The 26,455-nt window shown below is 46.4% G+C and carries 21 protein-coding genes; 17 read left to right on the top strand and 4 right to left on the bottom strand.

The genetic code is table 11. The features are described 5' to 3' along the window. The coding region (locus ENI34_01580; GenBank protein HEC77819.1) for a hypothetical protein at positions 1-545 on the bottom strand (545 nt) is incomplete at its 3' end. A gap of 175 nt (positions 546-720) precedes the next feature. Here ENI34_01580 and ENI34_01575 point away from each other — a divergent pair. Together ENI34_01575 and ENI34_01570 are read left to right on the top strand one after the other, a co-directional pair. Beyond that, positions 721-1,362, top strand: a complete 642-nt coding sequence (locus tag ENI34_01575; GenBank protein ID HEC77818.1) for a sugar transferase — start codon at positions 721-723, stop codon at positions 1,360-1,362. 386 nt (positions 1,363-1,748) lie between these two features. Next, a complete protein-coding gene (locus ENI34_01570) occupies positions 1,749-3,473 on the top strand; it encodes a hypothetical protein (GenBank protein HEC77817.1) in 1,725 nt (574 codons plus the stop codon). Here ENI34_01570 and ENI34_01565 read toward each other — a convergent pair. From ENI34_01565 to ENI34_01555, 3 genes are read right to left on the bottom strand one after another with little or no spacing between them, the layout of a single operon-like run. Further along, on the bottom strand, positions 3,470-5,851 hold the full coding sequence (locus ENI34_01565; protein HEC77816.1) for a helix-hairpin-helix domain-containing protein: 2,382 nt from the start codon (positions 5,849-5,851) through the stop codon (positions 3,470-3,472). The genes ENI34_01570 and ENI34_01565 overlap by 4 nt on opposite strands. 1 nt (position 5,852) lies before the next feature. Beyond that, positions 5,853-6,644 carry a hypothetical protein gene (locus ENI34_01560; GenBank protein HEC77815.1) on the bottom strand — a complete coding sequence of 264 codons (792 nt, stop codon included), beginning with the start codon at positions 6,642-6,644 and terminating at the stop codon, positions 5,853-5,855. Positions 6,645-6,647: 3 nt separating this feature from the next. After that, positions 6,648-9,104, bottom strand: a complete 2,457-nt coding sequence (locus ENI34_01555) for a hypothetical protein (protein HEC77814.1) — start codon at positions 9,102-9,104, stop codon at positions 6,648-6,650. A gap of 213 nt (positions 9,105-9,317) precedes the next feature. Here ENI34_01555 and ENI34_01550 point away from each other — a divergent pair, with 213 nt between their 5' ends. The 15 genes from ENI34_01550 to ENI34_01480 form a co-directional block, all read left to right on the top strand. Further along, positions 9,318-10,487 (top strand): DUF1343 domain-containing protein, encoded by a 1,170-nt coding sequence (locus tag ENI34_01550; protein HEC77813.1) that lies wholly within the window; start codon positions 9,318-9,320, stop codon positions 10,485-10,487. Continuing rightward, positions 10,480-11,445, top strand: a complete 966-nt coding sequence (locus ENI34_01545) for a nucleotidyltransferase family protein (protein HEC77812.1) — start codon at positions 10,480-10,482, stop codon at positions 11,443-11,445. Before ENI34_01550 ends, ENI34_01545 begins: the two co-directional genes overlap by 8 nt. Continuing rightward, positions 11,426-12,367 (top strand): hypothetical protein, encoded by a 942-nt coding sequence (locus tag ENI34_01540; protein ID HEC77811.1) that lies wholly within the window; start codon positions 11,426-11,428, stop codon positions 12,365-12,367. The genes ENI34_01545 and ENI34_01540 overlap by 20 nt, the downstream gene beginning before the upstream one ends. Beyond that, complete coding sequence (locus ENI34_01535) at positions 12,355-13,413, top strand: hypothetical protein (GenBank protein ID HEC77810.1); 1,059 nt, start codon at positions 12,355-12,357, stop codon at positions 13,411-13,413. The genes ENI34_01540 and ENI34_01535 overlap by 13 nt, the downstream gene beginning before the upstream one ends. Before the next feature lie 48 nt (positions 13,414-13,461). Continuing rightward, positions 13,462-13,848 carry a hypothetical protein gene (locus ENI34_01530; GenBank protein HEC77809.1) on the top strand — a complete coding sequence of 129 codons (387 nt, stop codon included), beginning with the start codon at positions 13,462-13,464 and terminating at the stop codon, positions 13,846-13,848. Positions 13,849-13,879: 31 nt separating this feature from the next. Further along, positions 13,880-15,598: a type IV-A pilus assembly ATPase PilB gene (pilB, locus tag ENI34_01525; protein HEC77808.1), complete on the top strand. Its 1,719-nt coding sequence runs from the start codon at positions 13,880-13,882 to the stop codon at positions 15,596-15,598. Further along, positions 15,599-17,320 (top strand): type IV-A pilus assembly ATPase PilB, encoded by a 1,722-nt coding sequence (gene pilB / locus ENI34_01520; protein HEC77807.1) that lies wholly within the window; start codon positions 15,599-15,601, stop codon positions 17,318-17,320. It begins immediately after the preceding gene. 40 nt (positions 17,321-17,360) lie between these two features. After that, positions 17,361-18,437 (top strand): type IV pilus twitching motility protein PilT, encoded by a 1,077-nt coding sequence (locus ENI34_01515; protein HEC77806.1) that lies wholly within the window; start codon positions 17,361-17,363, stop codon positions 18,435-18,437. A gap of 102 nt (positions 18,438-18,539) precedes the next feature. Beyond that, a complete protein-coding gene (locus ENI34_01510; GenBank protein HEC77805.1) occupies positions 18,540-19,745 on the top strand; it encodes a type II secretion system F family protein in 1,206 nt (401 codons plus the stop codon). A 95-nt stretch (positions 19,746-19,840) separates the two neighbouring features. Continuing rightward, positions 19,841-21,307, top strand: a complete 1,467-nt coding sequence (locus tag ENI34_01505; GenBank protein HEC77804.1) for a GHKL domain-containing protein — start codon at positions 19,841-19,843, stop codon at positions 21,305-21,307. 52 nt (positions 21,308-21,359) lie between these two features. Then, positions 21,360-22,079, top strand: a complete 720-nt coding sequence (gene truA, locus ENI34_01500; protein ID HEC77803.1) for a tRNA pseudouridine(38-40) synthase TruA — start codon at positions 21,360-21,362, stop codon at positions 22,077-22,079. Positions 22,080-22,166: 87 nt separating this feature from the next. After that, positions 22,167-22,805 carry a fructose-6-phosphate aldolase gene (gene fsa / locus ENI34_01495; protein HEC77802.1) on the top strand — a complete coding sequence of 213 codons (639 nt, stop codon included), beginning with the start codon at positions 22,167-22,169 and terminating at the stop codon, positions 22,803-22,805. Continuing rightward, on the top strand, positions 22,802-24,250 hold the full coding sequence (locus ENI34_01490; protein ID HEC77801.1) for a Do family serine endopeptidase: 1,449 nt from the start codon (positions 22,802-22,804) through the stop codon (positions 24,248-24,250). The genes fsa and ENI34_01490 overlap by 4 nt, the downstream gene beginning before the upstream one ends. A 13-nt stretch (positions 24,251-24,263) precedes the next feature. After that, positions 24,264-25,538 carry an adenylosuccinate lyase gene (locus ENI34_01485; protein HEC77800.1) on the top strand — a complete coding sequence of 425 codons (1,275 nt, stop codon included), beginning with the start codon at positions 24,264-24,266 and terminating at the stop codon, positions 25,536-25,538. A 56-nt stretch (positions 25,539-25,594) separates the two neighbouring features. Continuing rightward, the coding region (locus ENI34_01480; protein ID HEC77799.1) for a pyridoxal phosphate-dependent aminotransferase family protein at positions 25,595-26,455 on the top strand (861 nt) is incomplete at its 3' end.

The following is a 26,455-nucleotide window of genomic DNA, read 5'->3' as shown; positions in this document are numbered from 1 at the left end:
GTATTGAAGATATGACTGCGCGGTCCATACCCGACAAACCGGCCACGCCCCAGACCAACCACTACATTGAAGACCGGCGCAAACGACTTCTGCATCGCAATATAGGTCGAAAACAACTCCCAGGGACGGCCATTACACTTTAAATGATAATTCTTCTCTTCTATAAAACCGGTCTCACCCTGCATCCCGATCGTCGATAGATGCGTGTTGTAAGAGATATCATCCACCCCGCAGAAGAACGCAGGGTTATTGTTCTTCTCAGGTGTAATAAGATAAGAGAAGCTCAGGGCATAGGTGACCGGTGTGTACATCGCCAGAGAGATTTCGGCTCTGCCGGCAAGGCCGTAGCGGAAGACCATGGTGAAGTCCATTGGGTCGGGTTCCTGGTCATCAGTAGGGTCAGGATCATTGGTCGTAAACGGAAACGAAAATGTCAGACCACCGCCATACATCCCTGAAATATTGTACTGAGGAACCGTCGGGATATCGATAAATCCCGAGGTATGACAAAGCTCTCCAATCAGAAAAAATGCAACTATTATCATAGCCGCCTCCTGATTTTTTTCTCAACACGATAATTCACTGCAGAAATTCCCCTAAATTCTTTTTTTGAACAATATAATATAAATTATAAATAAAATTCTGATTTAATCAATAGGGGAAATTACTGAATATTTATCTTGACATCGGGTATTATTTAGCGTATTATTAAAAGACATAATGAAAGTCTCCACTTTAAAACGTCTGTTCGACATAGTTTTTTCTTTTTTGGGCCTGATCCTGTCTTCCTGGCTCTGGGCATTGATCTGGTTGAGTATCATTCTGGACGACGGTGCGCCGGTGTTGATTACCCAGAAGCGTGTAGGAAAGGACGGTAAGATATTTAAATCTTTCAAGTTCCGTTCCATGAAAAAATACACCCTTCGGGAGAAGATAAATCATCAGGCACAGAGCAATGACCCGCGGATAACCGGCATCGGCAGACTGCTACGTCGGACTGCCCTGGATGAACTTCCCCAATTGATCAACATATTGAGGGGAGAGATGAGTTTTGTGGGTCCCCGACCTTTGCTACTACATGAAGTCGAGGTGTCCTCACAGGGGGAGAATTACGACATCAGGGATGTCGCGGGCTATAAAGAAAGAACAGCGGTCCGTCCTGGCTTGACCGGTGTCGCGCAGATCTATGCCCCACGTGACCTACCGCGTGAGAAGAAATTCAAGTACGATCTCTTCTATATAAAAAAGAGCAATTTTTGTTTAGACATTAAATTACTTCTATTTTCCTTTTTTATCTCTTTCAATGCGGCCTGGGAGAGAAAAGGCCGTAAATTAAGATTCCTCAACAAAAAAACCCGATAACAGATTCTTCGCTTGGATGGGCGAAGGGTAAAGGGCTAAGAGCTAAGGGCAAAGGGCGGAGGGAGATTCTTCGCTTCGCTCAGAATGACAGAAGAGAGAAACGGGGAAATGGAGAAAGGGTGATAGGGTGAAACGGGGAAACGGAGAATAAGAGCATTTCGGATTTCGGATTTGGAAAAGAACAGAGCGTTTGGAGCGTTAAGATCGTTGAGTTCGTTTAGAGCGTTGGGAGAAACGGGGAAACGGAGAATGGGCGAGGGGCAAAGAGCAAAGGGCTAAGGGGATCCGTAGATATACCCAGAGATTTTTACGTATTTTTCTGAATTGAAGATTTCCAGCAGTTGAGTAACCTCTGATCAGGTGGTTTTTTACCTGCCAGAGGTGCTATGAAGAGAGACGATTATCATAGATTATTTAAAGAGATGACTGCGGATGACCCTTTTCATAAAAGGGCGGTCTCCAGACACTATTTTTCTGAAGCCGCTGCTCAGAACCCGGCTATGGAAAGGGACTCCATTCCTAAAAGGGTGTTTGATATTTTACTTGCCGGTGTGGGTTTGATATTTTCGGCATGGATCTGGGTACTGATCTGGATTGCAATTATTCTTGAAGACGGTCTTCCGGTCATCATCAGGCAGGAAAGGATAGGCAAGAACGGACGATTGTTTAAAAGCTACAAGTTCCGTTCCATGAAAAAGTACACCCTTCAGGAGAAGATCTCGCTCCAGGCGCAGGAGAATGATCCCAGGGTGACCTGTGTAGGCAGGATTTTACGTAAATGCGCCCTTGATGAACTTCCCCAGCTTCTCAACATCCTTTTCGGAGATATGAGTTTTGTCGGACCCCGTGCCCTGCTGCCGATGGAAAAAGAGGTGCACGAGTGTACGAACGGCGGAGTGTGTGATGTCAGAAAAATCCCCGGGTATAAGGAAAGGATAAAGGTGAAACCGGGGCTCACCGGTGTCGCCCAGATCTGGGCGCCTCGTGATATACCGCGGAGGCATAAATTTAAATACGATCTTTTCTATATAAAGAAACGATCTTTTTTCTTCGACATCAAACTTATTTTACTCTCTTTTCTCATCACTTTCACCGGGACATGGGAGAGAAGGGGATTGAAACTCGGGCTGCTCAACAGGAATAGCGCCCTGTCGCCGTCATTCTTCAGGCAGAGTGTGGTTCCGGCGCTTCCTTTGATCCTCTTCCTCATTGGATTTTTTCCTTTACTCGCGGCACTCAATAATTTCGCCCGACAATGGACCACATTCACCGCAATCGTGTCGTTCGTCAGATTCTTCGCACCGGAAACAGATTTGATTACAATCGGTATGTTGATCAATATGGGGCGCGATTCCATTCATCTTATTTTATACGGAACTCTTACACTACTCACTTTTTATGCCTATAGGGCGGGCAGAAAGAAATTATCCCTGGATGATTTTATATATCCCGGCATCTTTGTGGTGTTTTTCGCAATCGCCGATGAAATAGCCCAGCATTTCATCCCGAACCGCGGCTCTTCAGTGCTCGATTGCCTTGTGGACGGCTTGAGTGCGGTCCTGGTCTTATTGATTCTGTGTCGACATTATAAAAGTAAGGTGGTCGGAGATAGCTCACTGCTTCGGCGCATAAACGGAATTTTTTCAAACAGTCGTGTTTGGGAATTCATTCGTGCCTGGTCGCCCGTGGGAATATTTTTGATCTTTTTCTTCTTAACGGCGAATGTATTTTTGACGAACAGAAATACACTTGCATTCATCAAATATGCTGTGAATCTGGTCGCTCCCCAGGCAAACCTGGGACGTGTGTGCATGTACGTGGGTAAGTGTCGGGATTACAGTCACATCATTATTTATGCATTTCTTACCTGTCTCGTCTTCAGGGGGTTCAATGGCCAGGCGAAAAAACGGTGTCTGCGTTATGGAATATACGCCGGTATCTTGGTTCTTTTTCTGGGAATCGTCGATGAAATGACCCAGGGGTTGTTCAGGGGAAGAAGTTCTTCTTTAACCGACTGGCTGATCGATGTAGTGGGTGTTGTTGTGGGTTTCACCCTTATCTGGTTCAGAAATTCTCTGCGGGTCAGCAAAGCCGTGGAACAGAAGAATTAAAAAAAGTACTCAATCTGTAAGTTCACCTTTGTCAGATGTTCATTGTTTGTAAAATCGTCTACGGGAATGCCCGGCATATCCGGGTAATATATGCCGGCGTCGTTATACAAACCGGTGTGGGGGATACGGGTGAATTTCTGTGAAAGTTTAAGTCGAAGCAGGATATCGCCGACTTTTTGCGTGGTAACAATATAGTATTTCATTCCATAGCCGTCGAGAAAATCTATACCGACATCTTCGAATATCCATTGACTCATTCCATCAGTCCACCATGCTGCTATTCCACCTTCCAGGGTGAATGATTTTATGATATTATGGGTATAGGTGCAGGCGAGAAAACCGCCGTTGAGTGTGAGGTCGTCTCCGTCGGTCGCAGTGAGATCTACATTACCGTACCTTGTTTCCAGACGGAGGGCGTCAAGGTCCGAAAGGAGAAAGAAGACCTTTACAGTGGATTCATCGGTATTTGAAACCGATGGATTGATCGGTTTTGGTAGATGCTTGTAGATGTTTTTCTGCGAAAATCTTATGCGCACCTTCCATACCGGTTGGAGTTCAAACTCAAAAAAGAGTCTTCGATTGTTTAAATTATGCGCCAGATTTTTGAAGATATCGATGTATGCCCTCGTAATGGTTATATTACGGGTCAGTTGATAACGCATCTCAAGATAGACGCCTTCTTCCGGTTTTGGACAGGGGTCTTCATAAACGGTCACATATTCAGGATCGACCAGTGCATATGGTTTTTCAAATGGGGTGTCGTCAAAACGCCGGTATTCGGAAAATCCTCTGTTGAAGGGTGCATCATAATCGACGTCATAGTGTCTGAACAGAAGATTGAGGAAGAGGTAATTATACTGAATACGTCCTTTGACAAGATAGGCGTTCGCCGGTTTGTGGGTATTATATTGTCTTACGTATTCACCCGATACAAAGGTATTTGCGACCGGCAACAAAAAAGTGAAACCGTAAAAAGAACGTGTACTGTCGTTTGACAATGCGGTGATTTCAGGATAGAACACTGGATCGTATTTATCAAAAGGGATGTCGACCCAGCGGACGTCGGGGTCAAAACTTTTATTATAAATTGTTGTTAAAGCTTCAATACCGACTGTGGTTCCTGGATTTTTCTCTTTAAAAGGGAGGAATTTAAGACTGGCACCGTATGTCTCTTCATTAACCTGATCGTGAAATTCACGGTACGGTGATGAAACCGGGCAGACGCGCCAGATTGTTTGATTCGGATTGACGACGGCGTCGCGCACCGTCGTTGAATAGAAAAAAGAAGGTTGAAGTTCGATCCCTCCCAGCATTGGCCGGCTCAATTGAAGGGAGAAATCGCCTGCAGCTCCCATCAGTTCGTAGGCGTTCTTTTCAGTAAGATCACCGAAGAGCCCGGTTGAACGTGAATAGAGGCGTGCCCGATATTCGCCGCAGTTGTCGATCATCAAACCCTCGCCCCAGATAATCCGATAATTTCCAAGATAAAAGTGATTGATAAAACCCATATTTTCCAGACCGATATATCCTTTACACGAACCGTTGTTCTCTCCATAGAGTAGACCGAAACGTAATCGTTTTCGATAATTGGCTTTTAAACGGCAGGTGATGCTGGGCCCGGCGGTCGTGTTCTTCAAAGTATCCAGTTCTTCAATCAAACGATTCTCAAGAATCTGACAGTCTTCTTCGCTCCAGTCATATCGCGTCTTAAGGACGGTTTTTGTGTCGTTGATATCTTCAAGTGCACTTTCGAGATAGGAGATCCTCGTTGCAGAGTTGTTTTCTTCTCCAATATCGAGGCAATTTTGATTGTCCAGTTTCAGACGTAGACTTCCCACAGGTTTTGTCGGAAGAGGACTTTTTTTGAAGGTCAGGTATCGTTTCAAGGAGCCATAGGCATAATGCGAAAGAAACTTTGTCTGCCGAAGGTCACGGCTGGTGTGGATGGGACGGCGGTTCAGGTGCTTTATGACCGCGGCGGCGTCGATCGGAGTCATCCTGTCGAGCATAACGAGTTGTTCGAAAGTAGCTTCATTTATATATATCGGTGTCCTTAACAATTCTTCCCATTTGTCGATCGCCGCCTTTGACGGTGGTTCTTCACGGGCGAGTTTTTTCTGTTCGTTTATTATTGAAGCCCATTCACTTCTTTCAGGAAACGGAACAGTAACTTTGATGAGCGGCTTCAATTTTTCAAAAAGTTCACCGTCGATACCTTCGATCTTTCTCAACTCGTAGATGCTTGTGAAGTTTCCGTATAATTCTCTGTATTCGTATATGCGGCGCGCGATTGTTGAATCCACCGGTAATTTGAAAAAATCGTTGAGCGGTGCTCTGTTTATGTCGAGAATCGATATCAGAAAAATGAAAAGGAACATATCAGAATTCGAAGTTTAAGGTGATGATGTGGGTCAGCGGAAGCTCAGAGACATACTCGACGCCGTAATCGATTTTTAGAAATTTGTATTCCAAACCCAACCCGGACGAGAGTACAGTGGGTCCGGTTCTCACACCGACCCCTATATTCAGGAAGTCGAATAATGCGAATCTCGTTCCGAGGTGTATTCTGAAAATATCTTCATACATTGAAAGATCAAATTCCGAAATTATATCTTCAAAAGGAGTGTAGCCGAAACCGGCGCGCAGTTCATACGGAAGAGTTCCCCGGTCACTCCCGCCGAACTGCGGTCGATTCAAATTTCTACCGTAGAATCCGAGCAGCCATTTTTTACTCACCCTGCCCTGAAGACCGACATTCAGACCATAAGAAAACGAAGTACCGGTCCGTGCGTTGTTGATTAAATACAGGTCCGCGCTGCAGCCGAATTTAAATTCTTTGTTCAATCCGATTCCCCACGCACAGGTGACCGCCTGTTCCTTCTGTTCGGAAAAACCGGTTTCACTGATCTCCAAACCGAGTCCTCCGAAGAAAAATGGGCGGGCGAGGGTGAAGTTGATATTGTGAAGTCCTTCGATTCCGCTGAGAAGATGTTCATATCCCACTCCGAGATGGTTCTTGTGTATGGATGAGAGACCGGCGGGGTTGAAACGGACGGCTTCTGTGGTGCGAGCTGACGCAGTGAGTGCATAGGCGAGGCCTGCGGCAGACGCCGATGCGGAATACCGTTCGAATGCCTGCGGCAGAATGAATATGAAGATGAGGATATTCATACTCTATCGGGTTCCTATGACAACCAGAGTCCGTTCATATGCTGTTGCAGCGTCAGGTGCTGTCGCCTTGAGCACAAGGAGGTAGATCCCGAGTCTGCAGACCTTTCCATATTCGTCTTTTCCATCCCAGTGGATAGTATGAGAGCCGCCGGCGCCGCTGTACAGAACCTTTATTTTACGATAGGTCATATCATATACAGTGAGCTCGAGCCGGTTGTCGAGAGGAGCGTTTATTCTGATCTCTGCCTGCTCACCGATTTCCGGAATAAATGTTTTATCACCAGAGAGAAACAGGAGCGGTTTTGAACTTGCGGAATCAGATTCCGCAATATTCAAATCACCGGGAAATCGGACAAGAACTTGGTAACCTGAAGTATACGGTTCCTCATAATCATATTGCCCTACAATACCGGTTATTACCCTTTCTTCATCCTTTGTTATGGAAACGGGATTGATTCCTGTATTATTCGTGAATCTGACGGTAATCCCGGCCTCGCCGTTCAATATGTCGATATTATATCCATCACCGGTCTTATAAGGAGGTGTTTTGACCACACCGTTGAACTTTATGAGCCCGCCTTCCATCGATTCAGTCAGCAGGTGATTCACCGGCAGTTCACGCGGGCGAGGAAGTGTATCAAATCCTTTAAACCAGGCATACCCGCCGCTGATTTCAGTAACTCCGTTGTATTCAGTAACCGTACCGATGACCTGGAAAACGGCACCCAGGGTATCGACGTATTTTTCAAACAGGGAATCTCCATCAACATCATAGATATTGACGCCGCCTGTTTCATCCTGGATATAAAAATTTCTGTTTCCCGTGTTGAAGATATAATCAGGGCCCGTGACAACTCCCTGGACCACGACGATACTGTCCAGATATATGGAGCTCACGCCGTCGTGTCCTGGTTTCTGTATTTCTGAAATCGAAAGCAACGGCGGCATTACCAGTAGGTGGGAGAAGTCCGCAGTATCACGCGGCATAAGCTGATAACCGTTGTTCGGCGGAGTTGAACTGGAATACTGCCCTTTTATGCCGGTGAGAGTGAAGGTATCGAGCGGTGCCAGGGCACCCGGGATGTTCGTATATGAGTCGATCCATACGGAAAAAGCGGTGTTCAATGAATCCCACGCATTATAGATCCTGTTGCCTTCAAAGAGAAAGGCGTCGATAAATGCGATCTTCAATTTAACAAGAGACCCTTCATATCTTTCACTGTTTATCATTGTTCCGTTGATTTCCACTGCCTGGGGAGGGGAGGCGTTGTGCTGGATGAGTGAATAGGTCACATCCGCCAGTTCATTTTTACCATAATATTGACTGACCCTTCCCGTCGCCGTAATACTGTCGTTGTAGTCGAGTGTTTCAGGAAAGTTTCCGTACAGACAAACACCAGCGGTGGTATCCTGAATATACGCTTCCTGGTTTGAAAACACACCCGGCGGCGCCGTGATTACACCGGTGATTGTCACGATGGAATCGAGCAGGTCTGGAATGAAATTACTGTCTAAGTCCCTGAACGCCGTACTGATGGGAAGAATCTCTTCGTTGGTTGTGGTGGTGCAGGTCGGAACATTTGAAATGGATGACCAGTTCATAACTTCATCCGCGGTCTTTAAGGCAAAATAATATTGAACACCCGAAGAAAGCGGAGTTACGGTGAAAGAGTCTGTCTGTCCTGCCACAGAAGGAGGCGGTTCTCCATTACATTCCACCGCCGAATAAAAGTTGGAAGCGGTGATCGGAAAGTCCGCGTACCTGATGTCATAACAGGTTGCTCTTCCCGTATAGCCGTCGTCACCCGGCGCGGTCCATTGCAGACAGACGTAGTCGGCTCCGACATCGATACAGTTTAAATCAGTAACTGCGCCGGGCGGAATGGTATCGGTTGAATAAGAAATGATCTTTACAGAATCGAGCCAGAAATTGGCGTTCCACTGCCCGAGTGTATCATTCGGTTGATCGCGGTAAAAGAAACGGATACGGGCGTCAGTACAGGAATCATACGGAGAAAGATCTATCCGGGCGATTTGCCAGACATTGGTGTCAGCGCCCTGGCTCAGTTTAAGGAGAGCAGACCAGACAGTATCGTTGTTCGTGATTTCAATGAAGAGGGTGTCGTCGGGACCGAGATTATTTGAACCTTGGGAAAATCTGTACCAGAAAAAGAGGCTTTCAGGTCCGGTATAGAAGTTCAGGTCGATGCGGGGTGTTTTCAAAAAGGTCCAGCCCTGACGTTCGGGGTTTGAGGCGTCATAGACACGACAGCGTGCCTGGAACGAATCCGGGCCGGCGGCACCGGTGTAGTTGTAGCGATACCAGGGAACCATTGTTGAATCAGAAGAGAGGGTGTCCCAGTTTACCGGTGGAAATTGAACATCGGTAAAACTCTCCTGAAGCAGGATGTTTTGATCGATTATCAAGAACGTAATGGCTGAGATAAAGAGCTGAAACACAGAGCATTATAATACTTTTAGAAGATAAGTCAAGGGTGTAAGAATCGGTTTCTATTGTATTTATAGAGGAATTAATCCTGGGTTATTTATTATAATCCACTTTACAAAATCAGGAAAACTTTTTGAATTACATTAGTTATTAAAAAATATTAAACCTATTTATTATAATAGAGCGTGGAAAATGCTTGACATCGGGCCTATAATCGAGTATACTTGGCTGTGCGCCTTGGTATTGATGTTTTCACTTCCAACAAGTTAAGACGACTCAAGGGTGCACGGGTCGGATTGTGTGTTAATCTTGCTTCCTGTGATTCTGCTCTTATACCGACATTTTCTCTGTTTCTACAGCAAAAAAAATTCAGGTTGACCGCAGTGTTCGCTCCAGAACACGGTCTGTTCAGTGCCTTACAAGACCAGGTCCTGGCAGACCATTTTTACGATAAAAAACGGCGCATAAATATCTACAGCCTCTACAGCGACAGACTTGTTTCTGAAGAGGAAATCAACGAGAAGATTGATCTGCTCGTGATCGACCTTCAGGATGTAGGAGCGCGGTATTATACATTTCTTTGGTCGGCGGTTTTGCTCATCGAACAGATGGCACGTCTTAATAAAAAAATTTTTGTGCTTGACCGTCCGAATCCTCTAAACGGTGTCACAGTACAGGGACCTGTTCTGGAACCGGGATTCCTTTCGTTCGTCGGCCTGTATATGCTGCCGGTGAGACATGGGATGACGATCGGTGAATTGTGTCGGATGATCAACGATGAATTGAGACTGGATGCGGACCTGGAGATCATTAAAATGAAAGGGTGGAAGCGGCGCGGTTATTTTACCGACTATGGTCTGTATTGGACCCCACCGTCTCCCAATATGCCCTCATTTCAGACCGCACTCGTTTATCCGGGTATGTGTCTTCTCGAAGGAACAAACATCTCTGAAGGTAGGGGAACCACCCGACCCTTTGAGATATTCGGTGCTCCCTGGATCGAACCGTTCTCCTTTGTGCAGAAGTTGCAATCGAAGAAGATCACAGGTGCGAAATTCCGCCCTGTTACTTTCATCCCCACCTTCAATAAATACGCGGGAAAACCGTGCGGCGGCGCCCAGATCTATGTGACGGACCGAAAGAGATTCAATTCAGTGACCGCGGGACTGGAAATTATAAAGACGATAAGGACTTTATATCCGACGAAATTCAGATGGCGCAGACCGCCGTATGAATTTGAAAAAAAGAAGCCGCCTTTTGATATTCTGATAGGAAACGAATGGATAAGAAAAGCACTTGAGAAGAACAACTCGATAGCCGCCATACAGAAGGTGTGGCAGAGCGGTCTGTCTCGTTTCAAGAGGCAGAGGAGGAAATATCTTCTTTATGACTGAATTGAAAAGAGAAGAAGACGTCAAAGATAAAGCGATGAAAGGCATCATCCTTGCAGCCGGGTTGGGGAATCGATTGAGACCGATCACCGACATCATTCCCAAACCACTGTTGCCGATTGTCGACCGTCCGCTCATCGAGATAAATATAACGCGTCTTCTCGGTGTGGGGATAAAGAAGATCGGAATTAATCTTTTTCATAAAGCTGCTCTCATCCAGCGGTTTCTCGAAAGATATTCTGATATATTATATGTTGTGGTCGAGGATACAATCAGGGGCACGGGCGGCGCCCTTGTCGGCTTTCGTGATTTTATCGAGGGCGACACCCTGGTTCACTCCGGAGATATATTGAGCGACGCCGATTTGAATCGATTCGTCGAATACCACCGTGCACACGGAGCTGCGGCGACGCTTTTGCTGACCCGTTCTCCAGGAACGAACTTCATTGAAGTCGACCAGAAGAATTATGTGGTGAAGTTTGAAAATGATTCAAAAAAGGAAACGAATCGGTTCTATGATTTTGCGGGAATCGCTGTTTTTTCCAGGGAAGTGATTGAATATCTGCCCGACAAAAAGTTTTTCACTCTTCTCGAGGTACTCCATAACATCCTGAATCAGGGCGGCGAAATTATGGGTTGTCCCCAGCAAATAGTACGTTATAACCTCAATACGCCGGAGGTCTACTGGCGGATCCACAGGGATATCCTCACCGGCAAAGTGTTCCTCGAAGGAATCGATGTCGACTCAGCGCAATATATCGCGCCGTCGAGTTCGGTCGAGACCGAAAGACTCGAGGGATTCATCAGTATCGGTGAAGGATGTTTTATCGGGAGGGAGGTGGCATTGAAAGATACGATCGTTTTCAACGGAACAAGAATAACCGAGGGGAATTTCAATCGTTGTCTGTTGTCGGAAAATTTTTGTATTAATATAGAAGGGGATGGTGATTATGGAATATAAAATTATCGAAAAGATAACACCGGGCGGTTCAGATCGTATTTTCTACCGCTGCCTGGTTGAGAACAATGAAACGTGTATTCTGGTCTGGGACCAGAACATCCGTGACTATCTGAAGTTACAGCGCCATCTGTACGACAGGGGGATTTCGGTTCCGGATGTCCACTGGGCCGATGAAAAGTCCAATCTGCTTCTCATTGAAGATCTCGGTGATGATTCACTCTATAAGTTGTCGAAGAAAAGACGTAACAAGTACCCCATATACCGAGCCGCCATCAACGAACTGGTGAAACTTCAGATCGACGGCTATCCCGGGGTCCCCATCAGCCTCTATTACGATTACAAACACATTAAATGGGAGCAGGATTATTTTAAAAAACATTTTTTGAATCAATTCTGCGGTCTTCCCAGAAAGAAAATCAAGAAGATCGACGGAGAACTGGAACGGCTCGCCGAGGAACTGCTGAAAAAAGCCCGTCCCTGGAATAATTTTCTGATGCATCGTGATTATCAATCACAGAATATTTACATAAAAAAGAGAAAAGCCAAGATCATTGATTTCCAGTCGGCGAGAATCGGTCCGCTTACTTATGACCTTACTTCACTGCTGAAAGACGCATATGTCGTGATAAAGAAAGAAGAAGAACGCACCCTGATAAATTATTATCTGGACTGTCTCGCAAAGAAACGCGTGCGGGTCAAGAAGAGAGAGTTCGTCAATCTCTATCATCTGACCGGCTTACAAAGAAATATGCAGGCACTGGGTGCATTCGCCAATCTCTCATTGAATAAGAATAAATCGCAATTCAAAGAATACATTCCGCGTGGTCTTGAATTGCTTCAGGATGGATTGAAAAAAGTCGGATATGACAGATTGTATGAATGTGTTACTGATCCCGAGGTCTGTGAGAAGTGTCGTTTTTGAACCTGGAAAAATATCTGAAGCGCTGTGTTCAGGATGAAAAGATTCCGGGCTGGGTCTGCTGGCTCGGCACCAAAAAACAGACATTCTTTTTTGAATCTTATGGTTATGCGCAAACCTATCTGCGCCGAATAGATATCAATAAAAGCACCCTCTTCGACCTGGCGTCACTTACAAAACCATTTGTTACGGCTCTGTTGATCATCAAGCTCATTGAAGAGAAGAAACTCAAATTGACCGACCGGCTCGATAAATTCATTCCTGAATTCAAAAAGAAACCCATTGGTGAGAAGACGATCAAACAGATCCTGACGCATACCGCCGGCATTCCCGCCTGGTTTCCTCTCTATCTCATCCCGGAAGAAAAACGGTTTACGCATCTCGCCGCGATGGAGCTCGGTGGAAATTCAGTCGTATATTCCTGCCTCGGCTATATCATCCTCGGTAAAATCATAGAACATATCACGGGTTCCCGTCTGGATCTGTACTACAGGGAAGCGATAGTGAAAAAACTCAGTCTCAAAAACACCGGATTCAATCCGAAGAACCGACGGAATGTCGCCGCGACGGAATTGGGTAACAATTATGAAAAGAACCTCGCGTCGAAATACGGCAGGGTGACAGTAATAAAGTGGCGTAATTATTTGATAAAAGGAGAGGTACACGACGGAAATTCCTTTTACGCCTTCAAGGGAGTATCCGGAAACGCCGGTCTCTTTTCGACCGCCCTGGAGATTGTGAAATTCATCCGCGCCTATCTCAACGGCGAGCTCATCTCTTTACGCGGTGTGAAGAGTATGACGTGTGTACACACACGGGGCAAAGAGGGAAGAGGTCTGGGCTGGGTCGTCGGTTCTTATCCGGGGATCCCTTCTTCAAAAGTGTTCTACCACACCGGTTTCACCGGCACGATGTGCTGCGTGGAGCCGAAAAAAGAACTCATAATCATATTACTGGCGAACGCCGTACATCCTTTTGTAAAACCGGAGATAATGGCGCCGATACGCAGGGAAGTAGTGCAATATGCAATAAGAGAATACCACGGCTGATCGTTTTCTCTTCTTGACAAACAAAAGGTTCCCTTTATAATTCAAATGATGCTGAAATATTTTGTACTTTCCCTGGTGTGTCTTTGCATCTCGGGTGCGGCAGAAGAACCGGCAGAGAAAAATGATGATTCCCCTGCTGCTATCCTTGACGCTCCGCTGAAGGAAAAACTTTTGATCACTGATTCCTGGTTTTCCCGGGATAAATTCCTGCATTTTTCAACGAGCAGCGCGCTCACCGGTATCACATACTCTTTCTGGCTCAAACAACTGAAACAGGATGAGAATCGCGGAAAGATATACTCTGTTTCACTGAGTGCACTGCTTGGTGTCGGAAAAGAACTGTATGACAAAAAGAAAAAAGGCCTTTTTTCCTGGAAAGATCTTTTCTGGGACGGCGTCGGTGTAGCAGTCGGATATCTCATATTTTTAAATTAAGACTTGACAACTTCAGATATTTATATATATTATTTATACTATGAAACTTGGTGAATTATTGGTAAAACAGGGCACAATTACTGAAGAGATGCTTGACCAGGCGCTGGAGGAACAGAAAAAGGACGGCGCCAGACTCGGTTCAACCCTTATCAAACTTGGATTTCTTACAGAAGAAGATCTGTTGAACGCCCTGTCAAAACACTTCGGTGTCAAGGCGATTGATTTAAGAAATAAAGAGTTGGATGAAAATTTATTGAAGTTGATTCCAAGTGATCTTGCGGGAAAGTACCTGGTCGTTCCTGTCTCCCGTTTCGGACATACCCTTACTGTGGCGATGGTCAATCCCGGCGATATGACGGCGATCGAGGATATTCAGTTCGCCACGGGTTTCGAAGTAAAACCCGTGGTCGCCTCTGAAGAAGCGATTCTCAAGATCGTGCAGGAACACTATCATGTTCAGAAGCTTCTCTCCGATGTTATGTACGAAATAGAGATGGCTGAAGCCGGTGAAGGAAATGTCCAGGTGGTTGAAGGTGAGACCGACGAAGAACAACAGGAGGACTTAGCCGGTATCCAGGATGACAGTGACAGCGGACCAGCGTTGAAACTCACCAGCAAGATCATTACTGATGCAGTGGAGATGAATGTTTCGGATATCCACATCGAGCCTTATGAAAAGGATATGCGGATAAGATATCGTATCGACGGAATATTGCACGAGGTGATGAAACCGCCAAAGAGAATGAACAAAGCGATCGCCACCGTGATAAAAGTTATGGCGAAACTGAAGGTGGAGGAGAAGAGATTACCTCAGGACGGCCGAATAAAAGCGAGGATTCATAATAAGATCATCGACATCCGTGTATCGACAGTGCCGACATTGTTCGGTGAAAAGATCGCGCTGCGGATCCTTGATCGTTCAGCGATTCAACTGAATCTCGATCTACTCGGTTTTGAAGAAGAGACCCTGAAGACATTTCGCAAGGCGATCAAAACACCTTACGGTATCGTTCTCGTCACCGGTCCGACCGGCAGCGGAAAGACAACGACACTCTATTCGGCTTTGACCGAACTCAATGACCCGGGATTGAATATTACAACCGCAGAGGATCCGATCGAATATTCTTTGATGGGAATCAATCAACTTCAGGTAAATGAAAAGATCGGATTGACCTTTGCAAGCGCCCTGCGTGCATATCTTCGTCAGGACCCAAACATCATTATGGTGGGTGAAATCCGTGACCTGGAGACCGCTCAGATCGCAATCCGGGCGTCGTTGACCGGACACCTTGTGCTTTCCACAGTCCACACCAATTCCGCAGCCGCCACCATCACCCGATTGGTTAATATGGATGTCGAACCGTTCTTAATCGCCTCCACGGTTCTTGCGGTCGAATCCCAGCGTCTGCTGCGGAAGATATGTGAGAAGTGTCGTAAAGAAACAGAATATCCCGACGAAATTTTAATGGATGCGGGGATCGATCCCAAGAAACTGGATTTCACTCTTTATAAAGGCGAAGGATGTGATGAATGTCGTGGTACGGGCTATAAAGGAAGAATCGGTATCTTTGAGAATATGATGATCACCCCGAAAATCAGGGAGTTGATTCTCAGAAATGCAACCTCGGCTGAAATTGAAAAGGCGGCGGTGGATGATGGTATGGTCACCCTGCATGAGGCGGCGCTGCGTAAACTGAAAAGCGGCTTGACGACTGTCGAAGAAGTCATTCGTGAAACAAAGGTGGCATAGATGGAAGAGAAACTTGGAGCATATTTGGTAAAGAACGGCGTACTGACCGAGGAACAGCTGCGCCGGGCCATGCAGGAAAAACGTGAGACCGGCCAGAGATTGGTCAGTGTTTTGAACAGCCTTGAGATGGTTCCTGAAGGGAAATTACTCGCACAATTGAGTAATCTCTATGGAATGGAGGTTGTCGATGTGGACTACATTATACCTCCAAAAGAGGTGCTGGAATTGATTCCTGCGGAAAAAGCATATCATTATGAGGTGCTTCCGATCGACAGAAAAGGCAGATATCTGACAGTGGCGATGGTCGATCCCACTGACATCAGTGCGATTGAAGATTTACGTTTTATTACGAGCATGGAGATAAATCCGGTACTTGCAGCGGAGTCGAGTATCCGTGAAGCCCTTGATAGATACTACACAATGGAAAAGGGACTCGCTGAAGTGAGGGCGGAAGAAGCAACCGCGGGTGCAAAAGAACTCGGGGTGGAGGATATGGAACTTCTTGAAACCGAATACCAGGAAGAAGTGGAAGAAACAAAACTGCGGGCGGACGCAGAAGGCGGACCGGTTATCCGTCTTGTGAACTTCTATATCGCCGATGCGGTCAATAAGGGCGCATCTGACATCCATATCGAGCCTTTTGAGCGGATGGTGCGTGTCCGTTTCAGAATCGACGGTGTACTTCAGGAACAACAGTCACCTCCATTGAATCTGAAGTCGGGTATCATCACCAGATTGAAATTGATGGCGAAGATGGATATTGCGGAACATCGTCTGTGCCAGGACGGCAGAATCAATATTCTGGTCGGTGACAAGATGATCGACCTGCGTGTTTCCGTCATTCCCACCCTGTACGGTGAAAAGGTCGTGATGAGAATTCTGGACCGCAGTTCACTCATGCTCGATCTGGCGAAATTGGGTTTTGCACCGGGGTCCCTCAAGACGTTTCTCAAAGCGATCGAGAGCCCTTACGGTATCATCCTCGTCACCGGTCCGACCGGCAGCGGCAAGACCACTACCCTTTACTCGACACTTGCGCGTCTGAATAAACCAGATAAACAGATTATGACGATTGAGGACCCGGTGGAATACAATCTTCACGGCATCAATCAAATTCAGGTTCATGAAGAGATAGGATTGACCTTTGCTGCGGCGCTGCGTGCTTTTCTGCGTCAGGCGCCGAACATAATCCTCGTCGGTGAGATTCGTGATTCAGAGACGGCTGAGATCGCCATCAGGGCGGCATTGACCGGTCACCTGGTTTTTTCGACGATCCACACCAATGACGCTCCGACCACGATCAACCGACTGATTGATATCGGAATCAAACCCTATCTTGTGGCGAGTGCCCTGGTTCTTATTCAGGCGCAGCGGCTCGTCCGCCGTATCTGCAAACACTGCAAAGAACCGGTTAAGGTAAGCAAAAAATTACTTGAAGAGGCCGGTATTCCCGAAGGTACATTTCCCAATGATGAAGTCTTCAAAGGTAAAGGATGTTCCAATTGCAACCAGACAGGCTACAAGGGAAGAATCGGTCTCTATGAGATTATGCCGATCTCCCCGGAAATCAGAGCTATGATTCTCAAGGGAGCTTCTTCTGATGATATTGCGGCACAAGCCGTGAAAGAAGGAATGAAGACCCTGAGAGACGACGGCATTGAAAAGGTGAAACAGGGGATTACGACGATTGAAGAACTGATGAGGGAGACGGCTTCGTTATGATGAATGGAGAATTATCGAATAGAGAATTAAAGGAGGCAAAATGCCTGTAACAATGAAACAGCTTTTAGAAGAGATGGTGCAGAGAAATTCAACAGACTTGCACCTCACGACAGGTGCACCGCCAATGTACCGTATTGACGGTGAATTGGTTCCCACAAATTATGAAATAATGACCCCGGAGTTGATTCAAAACCTCGTCTACAGTGTTTTAAACGATCAACAGAAAAAGAGGTTTGAGATGGAATGGGAACTTGATTTCTCCTTCGGTATCGCAGGCCTTTCCCGGTTCCGCGGCAATTGTTTTCAACAGCGGGGGAGTGTAGCGGCAGCGATTCGAACCATTCCTTTTGAGATCCGGGGATTCAAAGAACTGGGTATTCCAATGGTTGTTCAAGAACTCGCCGGCAGACCTAAAGGGCTCATTCTCTGTACAGGCCCGACCGGCAGTGGAAAATCGACCACCCTTGCGGCGATCATCGATAAGGTGAACAGTGAACGAAGGTGTCACATCGTAACTGTTGAGGATCCGATTGAGTATCTCTTCAGACATAAAAAGGCGATAATAAACCAGCGTCAGGTGGGAAGCGACACCAAATCGTTCGCAAACGCCTTGAAGTATGTTTTGAGAGAAGACCCGGACGTCGTGATGGTCGGTGAGATGAGAGACCCGGAGACGATCGGTACCACACTGACGATCGCCGAGACCGGTCACTTGACCCTTGCTACATTACACACCAATTCAGCTGCAGAATCAATACACCGAATCATCGACGTATTTCCGCCCCATCAACAGGGTCAGGTCAGGGCTCAGCTCGCCTTTGTGGTTGAGGGAGTCATCACCCAGCAACTGCTGCCCAAGATCGGCGGCGGCCGTGTTCTGGCGGCTGAGGTGATGATCGCTACACCGGCGATCAGGGCGCTCATCAGGGATGAAAAAGAGCATCAGATATATTCGACGATTCAAGCCGGTGCAAAGTACGGAATGCAGACGATGAATCAGTCGCTCTATACCCTTTATTCCAAGAGATTGATAACCCTGGAAACGGCTTTTGACTACACACCCAATATCGAAGAGTTTGAGCATATGGTTGAACAGAAGTCACCGGTTTTGAAGTAGGGGATAAAGGAGTCGCGTTGAAACAATATAACTCTGAAAAGAAGATATTCAATCATTTAAACAGTGGACATCCACTGCTTTCTATTATAACTAGGAGGTGAAATGCCAACTTTTGTTTGGAAAGGCAGAACAGCAACCGGAGCTTCGGCGAGTGGAGAGTTATCTGCAGGTTCACAGGCAGATGTCGTAGCTGCTCTACGCCAGAAGAAGATCATTCCGACTTCAATCAAGATCAAAGAAGAAAAGAAAGGGCTTACTCTATTCGGCAGCCGTGTTTCAAGGCATGCCCTGTCGGTCTTCACCAGACAGTTCTCGACGATGTTGAACGCCGGACTTCCACTACTGACCTGTCTGGAGATTCTGGGAAAACAGACCGAGAGTCAGGGACTGCGCCGTGTGCTGGCTGAAGTCAGGGGCGATGTCGAAGGCGGTCTGTCGCTTGCCGACGCCCTCCGCCGGCAGCCCAAGGTCTTTGACAACCTCTATGTAAATATGGTCGAGTCAGGAGAAACCGGCGGTGCCTTGGATGTGATTCTCATGCGTCTCGCCACATACCTGGAAAAGACGGCTGCTTTGATGCGTAAGATCAAAGGTGCTCTAATCTATCCGATCATCATCAGTATCGTGGCGGTCGGCGCCATTGCGGTGATGCTGCTCTTTGTTATTCCGATCTTCGCCAAGATGTTCGCCGGTGTCGGTGCAGAACTGCCCGCGATGACAAGAATGGTCATCGGAATGTCCAACGCCCTCAAGGTCTGGGCAGTACCGTCGGTTATAATCATCATCGCCCTCGTTACGATTCTCAGAAGATGGCATAAGACCGATTCAGGCGCTAAGGTAATGGATCCTATATTTCTCAAACTTCCGGTATTTGGTGATCTGATAAGGAAACAGTCCATCGCCCGTTTTTCAAGAACCCTTTCCACCCTTTTGTCAAGCGGTGTGCCGATCATCGACGCACTTGAGATCACGGCTAAGAGTGCAGGCAACTGGGTCGTTGAAGATGCAATCTTAAAGGCGAGGACCTCGATCAAAGGCGGTGAAAATATCGCGGATCCGTTGTCCAAGACTGCGGTCTTTCCACCTATGGTCACGCAGATGATCGCCATCGGTGAAGCGTCGGGTGGTCTGGATGAGATGCTTTCCAAGGTCGCCGACTTCTACGATGCAGAAGTTGACCAGGCCGTGGAAAATTTGACCAACGCACTTGAACCGGTGATAATGGTCTTTCTCGGCGGCATCGTCGGCTTTCTGGTTATTTCAATGTATCTGCCGATCTTCCAGTTAGCCGGTACTATTACTGAATAAAGAAAACCCGGTAGTTTAAAGAGTTCGATCCACGCCCAATAAAGGATCAGGGGCGGGTGTTGATATATTCAAAGAACGAGTGAGGGACAAACCATTTGATGTTTTCTTCTGAGTTTTTCAATAAAAGAACGGGCCTCATAATTTTACATCCTTTGATCGTCACCTTTCTTCTTTTATCATCATATCCGATCATCTACAGTATTCCAACACCCTTCTGGTTCATCATCCTCGCTTCTTTTATCCTGGCGGTAATCTTTTTATTGTTGAAAACGTTTCTTTCAGAGACGACTGTCCTTTATATATTATTTTTCAGCGACATCCCGTTGATCGGAGCGATGGTACATTATTCCGGAGGTCTGGACAGTATCTTTCCTCTGCTCTATGTTCTTCTTATTATTCTCGCTTCACTCTTTCTTTACAGAAAAGGCGCCTATCTTATCAGTCTCTGTTCAGTACTCTTTTTTCTGGCAGTAACCTTTCTGGAATCAAGAGGGACGACTTATCCGATTCATATGATCGCTTATCGGTTTTATATCTTCGGTTTACTCTTTCTCTTCACCGGCATATTGAGCGGCGCACTTTCTGAGAGATACAGAATAAGGGAAGAAGAGGCGGTTCGTCTTCGTATAACCACTGAAGAGATAATAAAAAATTTACCTTCCGGTATAATCACTGTTGACCCCAACGGTACGATAGTCTATACGAACATTCCGGAAGGACCGATCCGTTCACGCGTGCATCTCCATATTGCGAAGTTTCTGGAAAACGAAAACGTACCGTGTTCGATTGAGTTGAAGATAGAAGGGCGCTACTATGTCTTCACTTGCGCCCGCATCTACAAATCAAAAGCCGGTCTGGGTATTTTGCAGGACTATACTGATATCCGTAAACTCGAGGAGAAGTCACGTATCTCCAGACAGACCAAACTGCTTGCTGAACTGGGCGGTTCACTCGCCCACGAGATACGTAATCCCCTGGCTTCAATCAGGGGTTCGCTTGAGGTGATAAGGGAAGCTGAAAAAGACAAAAACACCCTCCATTTCATAAATATGGCGTTAAAAGAAACCAATCGGCTCAATGAGATAGTCACCGATTTTTTGAACTTCGCACAGTTCGTGCCGGTCAAAAAAAATCGTTTGAATATCCGCGATGTTGTGAGTGAAGCGCTCATTGAAGTGGTCCAGAAGCTGAATACAAAACAGATCAATGTCAAAAGGAAAGACGACGATTTTTTTATTCTCGGTGATATGAATAAATTGAAATCCTGCCTTGTCAATCTCATTAACAATGCCTATGAAATAAGTGAAAAAGGGCAGGTCATCGAGGTGCGGGCCTATACTGATAATCAACACGGCATCATTGAAATACTCGACCACGGCAAGGGTATTCCAGAAGGACTGCGTACCAGGATATTCGATCCGTTCTACACCACGAAAAAAGGAGGAACCGGTCTGGGGCTGGCGATAACCAAGAACATCGTAGAGGCACACAATGGAAAGATTGAGGTAGAGAGCGAGATCGGAGAGGGGAGTAAGTTTCGTATCGTTCTGCCGCTTGCATGATTGGTTTCTGTTTGTATGTTGATTTTCCGGAAAGCTTATATATAATCTATTGATGAAAAACATCAGGATGCTCATCGAGTATGACGGTACTGATTTTTTCGGGTGGCAGTATCAACCTGAACGGCGAACGGTCCAGGGTGAACTGGAAAAGGCACTGAAGACCGTCTTGAATGAAGAAGTAAAACTGATTGGAGCGGGCAGAACAGACCAGGGGGTGCATGCTCTGGGTCAGGTAGCCAATTTTTCAAGCTCCAGCCGCCTCGATATCAAAAAGATTCAAAAAGCGGTGAACAGTCTGACCGGTGACGACGTCTATATAAAACAGATTGAAACCGTCGAGATAGATTTCCACAGCAGATATTCAGCTCGTTCCAAGATCTATCGATATCATATGATTTTCGAACCGTATCCCACCAGAATCAGATATAACTGGTTCATAAAACATCGGCCGGATACTGAAAGAATGAAGGATGTCTTTCCTTATTTGCTGGGTGAACACGACTTCAAAGGTTTTTCCGTTCATAACGGCGAGAAGAACACCCGGTGTACACTTTTCAGGATAAACTTGACAGAGACGACTTCCGGCATTATAATAGAGATTGAAGGCGATAGATTTCTGCGGAAGATGGTGCGCGGCATTGTAGGTTTTGTCCTCGATGTGGGAAGAGGAAGATTCTCACCCGGTGATGCAGAAGGAGTTCTGAACGACGGACTGAACGGTCTGTATTTCGCACCGGCGCACGGCCTCTTTCTGATCGAGGTTAAGTATTAAACTGTTTTTATTTTTCAACCATGGATTTCGGCGGTAATGACGGGTTTGTACGACCGAATCCGAACTATGTGTCAAAAAGGAGTATAAATGAAACTATATCTTGATACAGCAAATATCAAAGAGATTAAAGAGATCGCCGCATGGGGGATTCTCGATGGTGTGACCACAAACCCGACTTTGATGGCGCGGGAAAAAGGCGATTATAAAAAACTTTTGAAAGAGATATGCGATATCGTTAAAGGACCGGTAAGTGGAGAGGTTCTCAGTCTCGACCAGAAAGGGATGGTCAAGGAAGCCCGGCAATTGAGCAAGATAAGCAAATATATCGTGATAAAAATCCCCTGTACTGTTGAAGGACTCAAGGCGACAAAGATTCTCTCCCAGGAGGGCATAAGGGTGAATATGACCCTTGTCTTTTCTCCGAACCAGGCGCTTCTCGCCGCAAAGTCGGGAGCGGCGTTTATCAGCCCTTTTCTGGGCAGACTCGATGACATCGGTAATCCGGGTATCGAAGTGGTACAGGATATTATGGGCATCTTCAATAATTATGATTTTAGTTCCGAGATTATCTTCGCTTCAGTACGCCATCCCGAACATGTCAGGCAGGCGGCGCTTGTCGGTGTCCATATCGCGACGCTCCCTTACAGGGTCTTTGTGCAGTTGGTCAAACATCCTCTGACTGATATCGGTATTGAGAGATTTCTGAAGGATTGGCAGAAGAGATGAAATTACGCGACCTCCTGTTCGTTCTTGCCGGCGTCATTCTCTGTCTACTCGGCGTACGGATATATAACAGCTTGAAACCACAACCCGCCCACTATTATTCCGATCAAATCAGACTGGTGAACCTGAATGACGAAATATCTCAGCAAAGGAGCAACGCCATCGTGCTCGCCGCAAACAAGGTATCACCGGCGGTCGTTTCGATCACTGTGATCCAGACGCGCGTCGTGGCGTCTTCACCGTTTTTTTCTCCCTTCACCGACGAATTCTTCAATGATTTTTTCCGCGATTTTTTTCCTGAACATTATTATAAACAGCAGATAAAGAGCCTGGGAACGGGTATCATAATATCATCAGACGGCTATATTTTGACGAATGAGCACGTGATATCCAATGCTACTGACATTCACATCACGCTTCCCGACGGCAGGCAGTTCAAAGGCGAGGTCGTGGTATCCGACGTAATGAGTGATCTGGCTCTCTTAAAGGTGGATGCAAAAAATCTGCCTTATGCGGAACTGGGTGATTCCGATGATTTGATGATCGGTGAATGGGTGATCGCCCTGGGGAATCCTTTTGGATTTCTTTTAGAAGATACCAGACCTACCGTGACCGTCGGTGTCATATCAGCCCTGAACAGGGCGATAAAATCGACGCGCGACGATCGATTTTACAAAAATATGATTCAGACCGATGCGGCGATCAACCCTGGAAATTCCGGAGGTCCCCTGGTCAACATACTCGGTCAGGTGATAGGAATAAACACCTTCATCTTCACGTCGGGCGGTGGTTCTGAAGGAATAGGTTTTGCCCGGCCGATAAATGTGGCGAAGAAATTCGTCGCCGAGGCAAAGGCATTCGGGAAAGTAAGAAAACCGTGGATCGGACTCTGGGTTCAGAACATCACCGATGAAATCGCACGGGCGATGGAGATAGACAGGAAGGGCATCCTGGTGAGCGGTGTCGATGCTGATTCACCTGCGGAGAGAGCCGGTATCAAAGAAGGAGACCGGGTTTTTTCAGTGAATGGACACACTATCCACAAGGTGGCTGATTGGGACAGATTCATTGCAAATGTCTTTGTCGGTGACACAATCAAATTAAGATTGATGAGGAAGAGTGATTCACTGAATGTCGACTTCGTCGTCGAGGAACTCAAGGAACTTGAAGGCACCAGAATAAAATACGGAATTTATGTCGAGGATATCAATCCCCGACTCATCAAAAAATACAAATTGAGATATAAAGACGGTGTCGTCGTGACGAAGGTCGAAAAGAACAGCATCGGTGAAAAACTCGGTATCAAACCGGGCGATGTGATTCTGGGGGTCGGCAAAAAACGCATACGTGATAAAGACGACTTCAAATATGCACTGAAAAATCTGCACGACAGTTACTTTATCATTGACCGGGGAGGTTTTATTATTCAACTTTATTTTGGGTTGTAAGAATGGAGAAAAAATGATCAAGCGTTATCAAACAAAAGAAATTGCAGCGATATTCAATGACGAGGCGAAGATCAAGAAGTGGCTCTTTGTCGAAAGGATTGTCGCCTCTGTTGAAGAGTCGGCAGGGATCATTCCCCGGGGGCTGAGTCGCAATCTTCTGAAGGTTGTGGTGAAGCCGGAACGGGTGCAGGCGATCGAAAAGGTGACGAATCACGATGTAATTGCATTTCTGCAGGCGGTTAGAGAAAAGCTCGGAGAGAAAGAGGGTAGATGGCTCCATTTCGGATTGACCTCGTATGACCTTGTGGATACCGCATTCGTGTTGTCGATCATCGAAGCCCTCGTTGTTCTTATGAAAGATATCAGCCGTTTGAAACGGATTTTAAAAAAAGCCGCCTTGCGCTATCGGCGGACCCCGCAGATGGGACGGACTCACGGTGTCTTCGCCCAGCCGATCACATTCGGTTATAAAGTGGGTTCCTGGCTTGAGGAAATTAAACGTGCCGAGAACCGTTTGAAAGACGCAAAAAAAGAGATATCTTACGGTAAATTATCCGGTGCCGTCGGAACCTATACAATGCTTTCTCCGATGATCGAAAAGAAAGTTATGAAGAAGTTGGGTTTGAAACCGGAACCGATCTCGACCCAGGTCCTGCCGCGTGACAGATTCGCTTTTCTACTGGCGGTACTGTCCCTTTACACATCCGCGCTGGAGCGTATCGCCACGGAGATCAGAAATCTGTCCCGTTCTGAAATCGGTGAAGTGATGGAACCCTTTACTAAAGGGCAAAAGGGATCTTCAGCGATGCCCCATAAAAAGAATCCTATCATCTGTGAACGGATCTGCGGTCTTGCAAGGGTTGTACGTGGTTATTTGATCCCGGCGTACGAGAATATCAGCCTGTGGCATGAGAGGGATATTACGAATTCATCCGTGGAGAGAATCATCATACCTGATGCATTTCATCTCACACATTATATGACACGAAAGATGCTGTGGGTTCTGGAAAAACTGAATGTCAATGAAGAAAGGATGCTTCAGAACATCAAAAACAGTTACGGTGTCTACGCATCCCAGCGTTTGATGAATATACTCATCGAAAAAGGGATGAATAGAACAGAAGCATACAGAATGGTTCAGAAATTGAGCTTTCAAGCAGTGACGGAGAAGCAGGACCTCAGGGAACTTGTTCAGGAGAACAAAGATCTCAGCAGATATCTTGATGACGATGATATCCGAAAGATATTCGACCTTAAGTGGTTTTTGAGAAATATCATAAGAAAATAGAGAGACTTACAGGCCTATTATGTTGACTTGTAAAAAAATATACATATAATAAAATCATGGACATATTCAAAAAATGTGAGACGACCGTAAAAGAAGTGGATCGCGCTTGTGAACTGGGTATCTATCCCTATTTTACTCCGATAGAATCGGCACAGGATCACCGAGTGAAATTCGGCGGCAGGGAGTTCATCATGATCGGTTCCAACGGATATCTGGGACTTGCCGCAGATCCCCGATTGAAAGAGGCGGCGATCAAAGCGGTCCAAAAATACGGTTCTACATGTTCGGGCTCGAGATTTCTGAACGGAACCCTTGATATTCACGTCAAATTAGAGAACGATCTGGCGGAGTTCTACAAAAAGGACGGCGCGATAGTTTTCTCAACCGGGTTTCAAACCAACCTGGGAATCATCTCCGCCCTCGGAGGTAAGGATGATATTCTGATAATCGACCGTCAGGACCATGCCTCGATCATCGACGGCTGCCGTCTTTCATTCGCCGACGTTAAAAAGTTCCGTCATAATGATATGGAGGACCTCGAGCGGATTTTAAGTTCATTACCGTCGGACAGAGGGAAACTTATCATCGTGGACGGTGTATTCAGTATGGAAGGCGACCTTGCGAATCTACCTGAGATCGTACGCCTCAAGAAGAAATATGATTGTCGTCTTCTGGTCGACGACGCCCACGGCGTCGGGGTCCACGGCAGGAATGGAAGAGGAACATGCGAACATTTTGATGTACTCGATGATGTCGATTTGATAATGGGCACCTTCAGCAAAGCATTCGCTTCACTGGGAGGGTTTGTAGTCGCAGACAAAGATGTAATCACCCATATCAAACATCGGGCGAGGGCTCTGATATTCTCGGCGAGCATGGTTCCCGCCTCGGTTGCGAGTGCCCGCATGGCTCTACAT

This window comes from candidate division WOR-3 bacterium (genome assembly GCA_011052815.1).
GTDB lineage: Bacteria > Hydrothermota > Tepidihabitantia > SM23-42 > SM23-42 > DRIG01.
Note: the sequence above shows the minus strand (reverse complement) of the source record. Positions and strands in the feature narration are given on the sequence as shown.

Bases quoted from the DNA above. Each gene is read 5' to 3' on its own strand.
- ENI34_01575 (HEC77818.1), top strand. From the start codon at position 721: ATGAAAGTCTCCACTTTAAAACGTCTGTTCGACATAGTTTTTTCTTTT.
- ENI34_01570 (HEC77817.1), top strand. From the start codon at position 1,749: ATGAAGAGAGACGATTATCATAGATTATTTAAAGAGATGACTGCGGAT.
- ENI34_01565 (HEC77816.1), bottom strand. From the start codon at position 5,851: ATGTTCCTTTTCATTTTTCTGATATCGATTCTCGACATAAACAGAGCA.
- ENI34_01560 (HEC77815.1), bottom strand. From the start codon at position 6,644: ATGAATATCCTCATCTTCATATTCATTCTGCCGCAGGCATTCGAACGG.
- ENI34_01545 (HEC77812.1), top strand. From the start codon at position 10,480: ATGACTGAATTGAAAAGAGAAGAAGACGTCAAAGATAAAGCGATGAAA.
- ENI34_01540 (HEC77811.1), top strand. From the start codon at position 11,426: ATGGTGATTATGGAATATAAAATTATCGAAAAGATAACACCGGGCGGT.
- ENI34_01530 (HEC77809.1), top strand. From the start codon at position 13,462: ATGCTGAAATATTTTGTACTTTCCCTGGTGTGTCTTTGCATCTCGGGT.
- pilB (HEC77807.1), top strand. From the start codon at position 15,599: ATGGAAGAGAAACTTGGAGCATATTTGGTAAAGAACGGCGTACTGACC.
- ENI34_01515 (HEC77806.1), top strand. From the start codon at position 17,361: ATGCCTGTAACAATGAAACAGCTTTTAGAAGAGATGGTGCAGAGAAAT.
- ENI34_01510 (HEC77805.1), top strand. From the start codon at position 18,540: ATGCCAACTTTTGTTTGGAAAGGCAGAACAGCAACCGGAGCTTCGGCG.
- truA (HEC77803.1), top strand. From the start codon at position 21,360: ATGAAAAACATCAGGATGCTCATCGAGTATGACGGTACTGATTTTTTC.
- fsa (HEC77802.1), top strand. From the start codon at position 22,167: ATGAAACTATATCTTGATACAGCAAATATCAAAGAGATTAAAGAGATC.
- ENI34_01490 (HEC77801.1), top strand. From the start codon at position 22,802: ATGAAATTACGCGACCTCCTGTTCGTTCTTGCCGGCGTCATTCTCTGT.
- ENI34_01485 (HEC77800.1), top strand. From the start codon at position 24,264: ATGATCAAGCGTTATCAAACAAAAGAAATTGCAGCGATATTCAATGAC.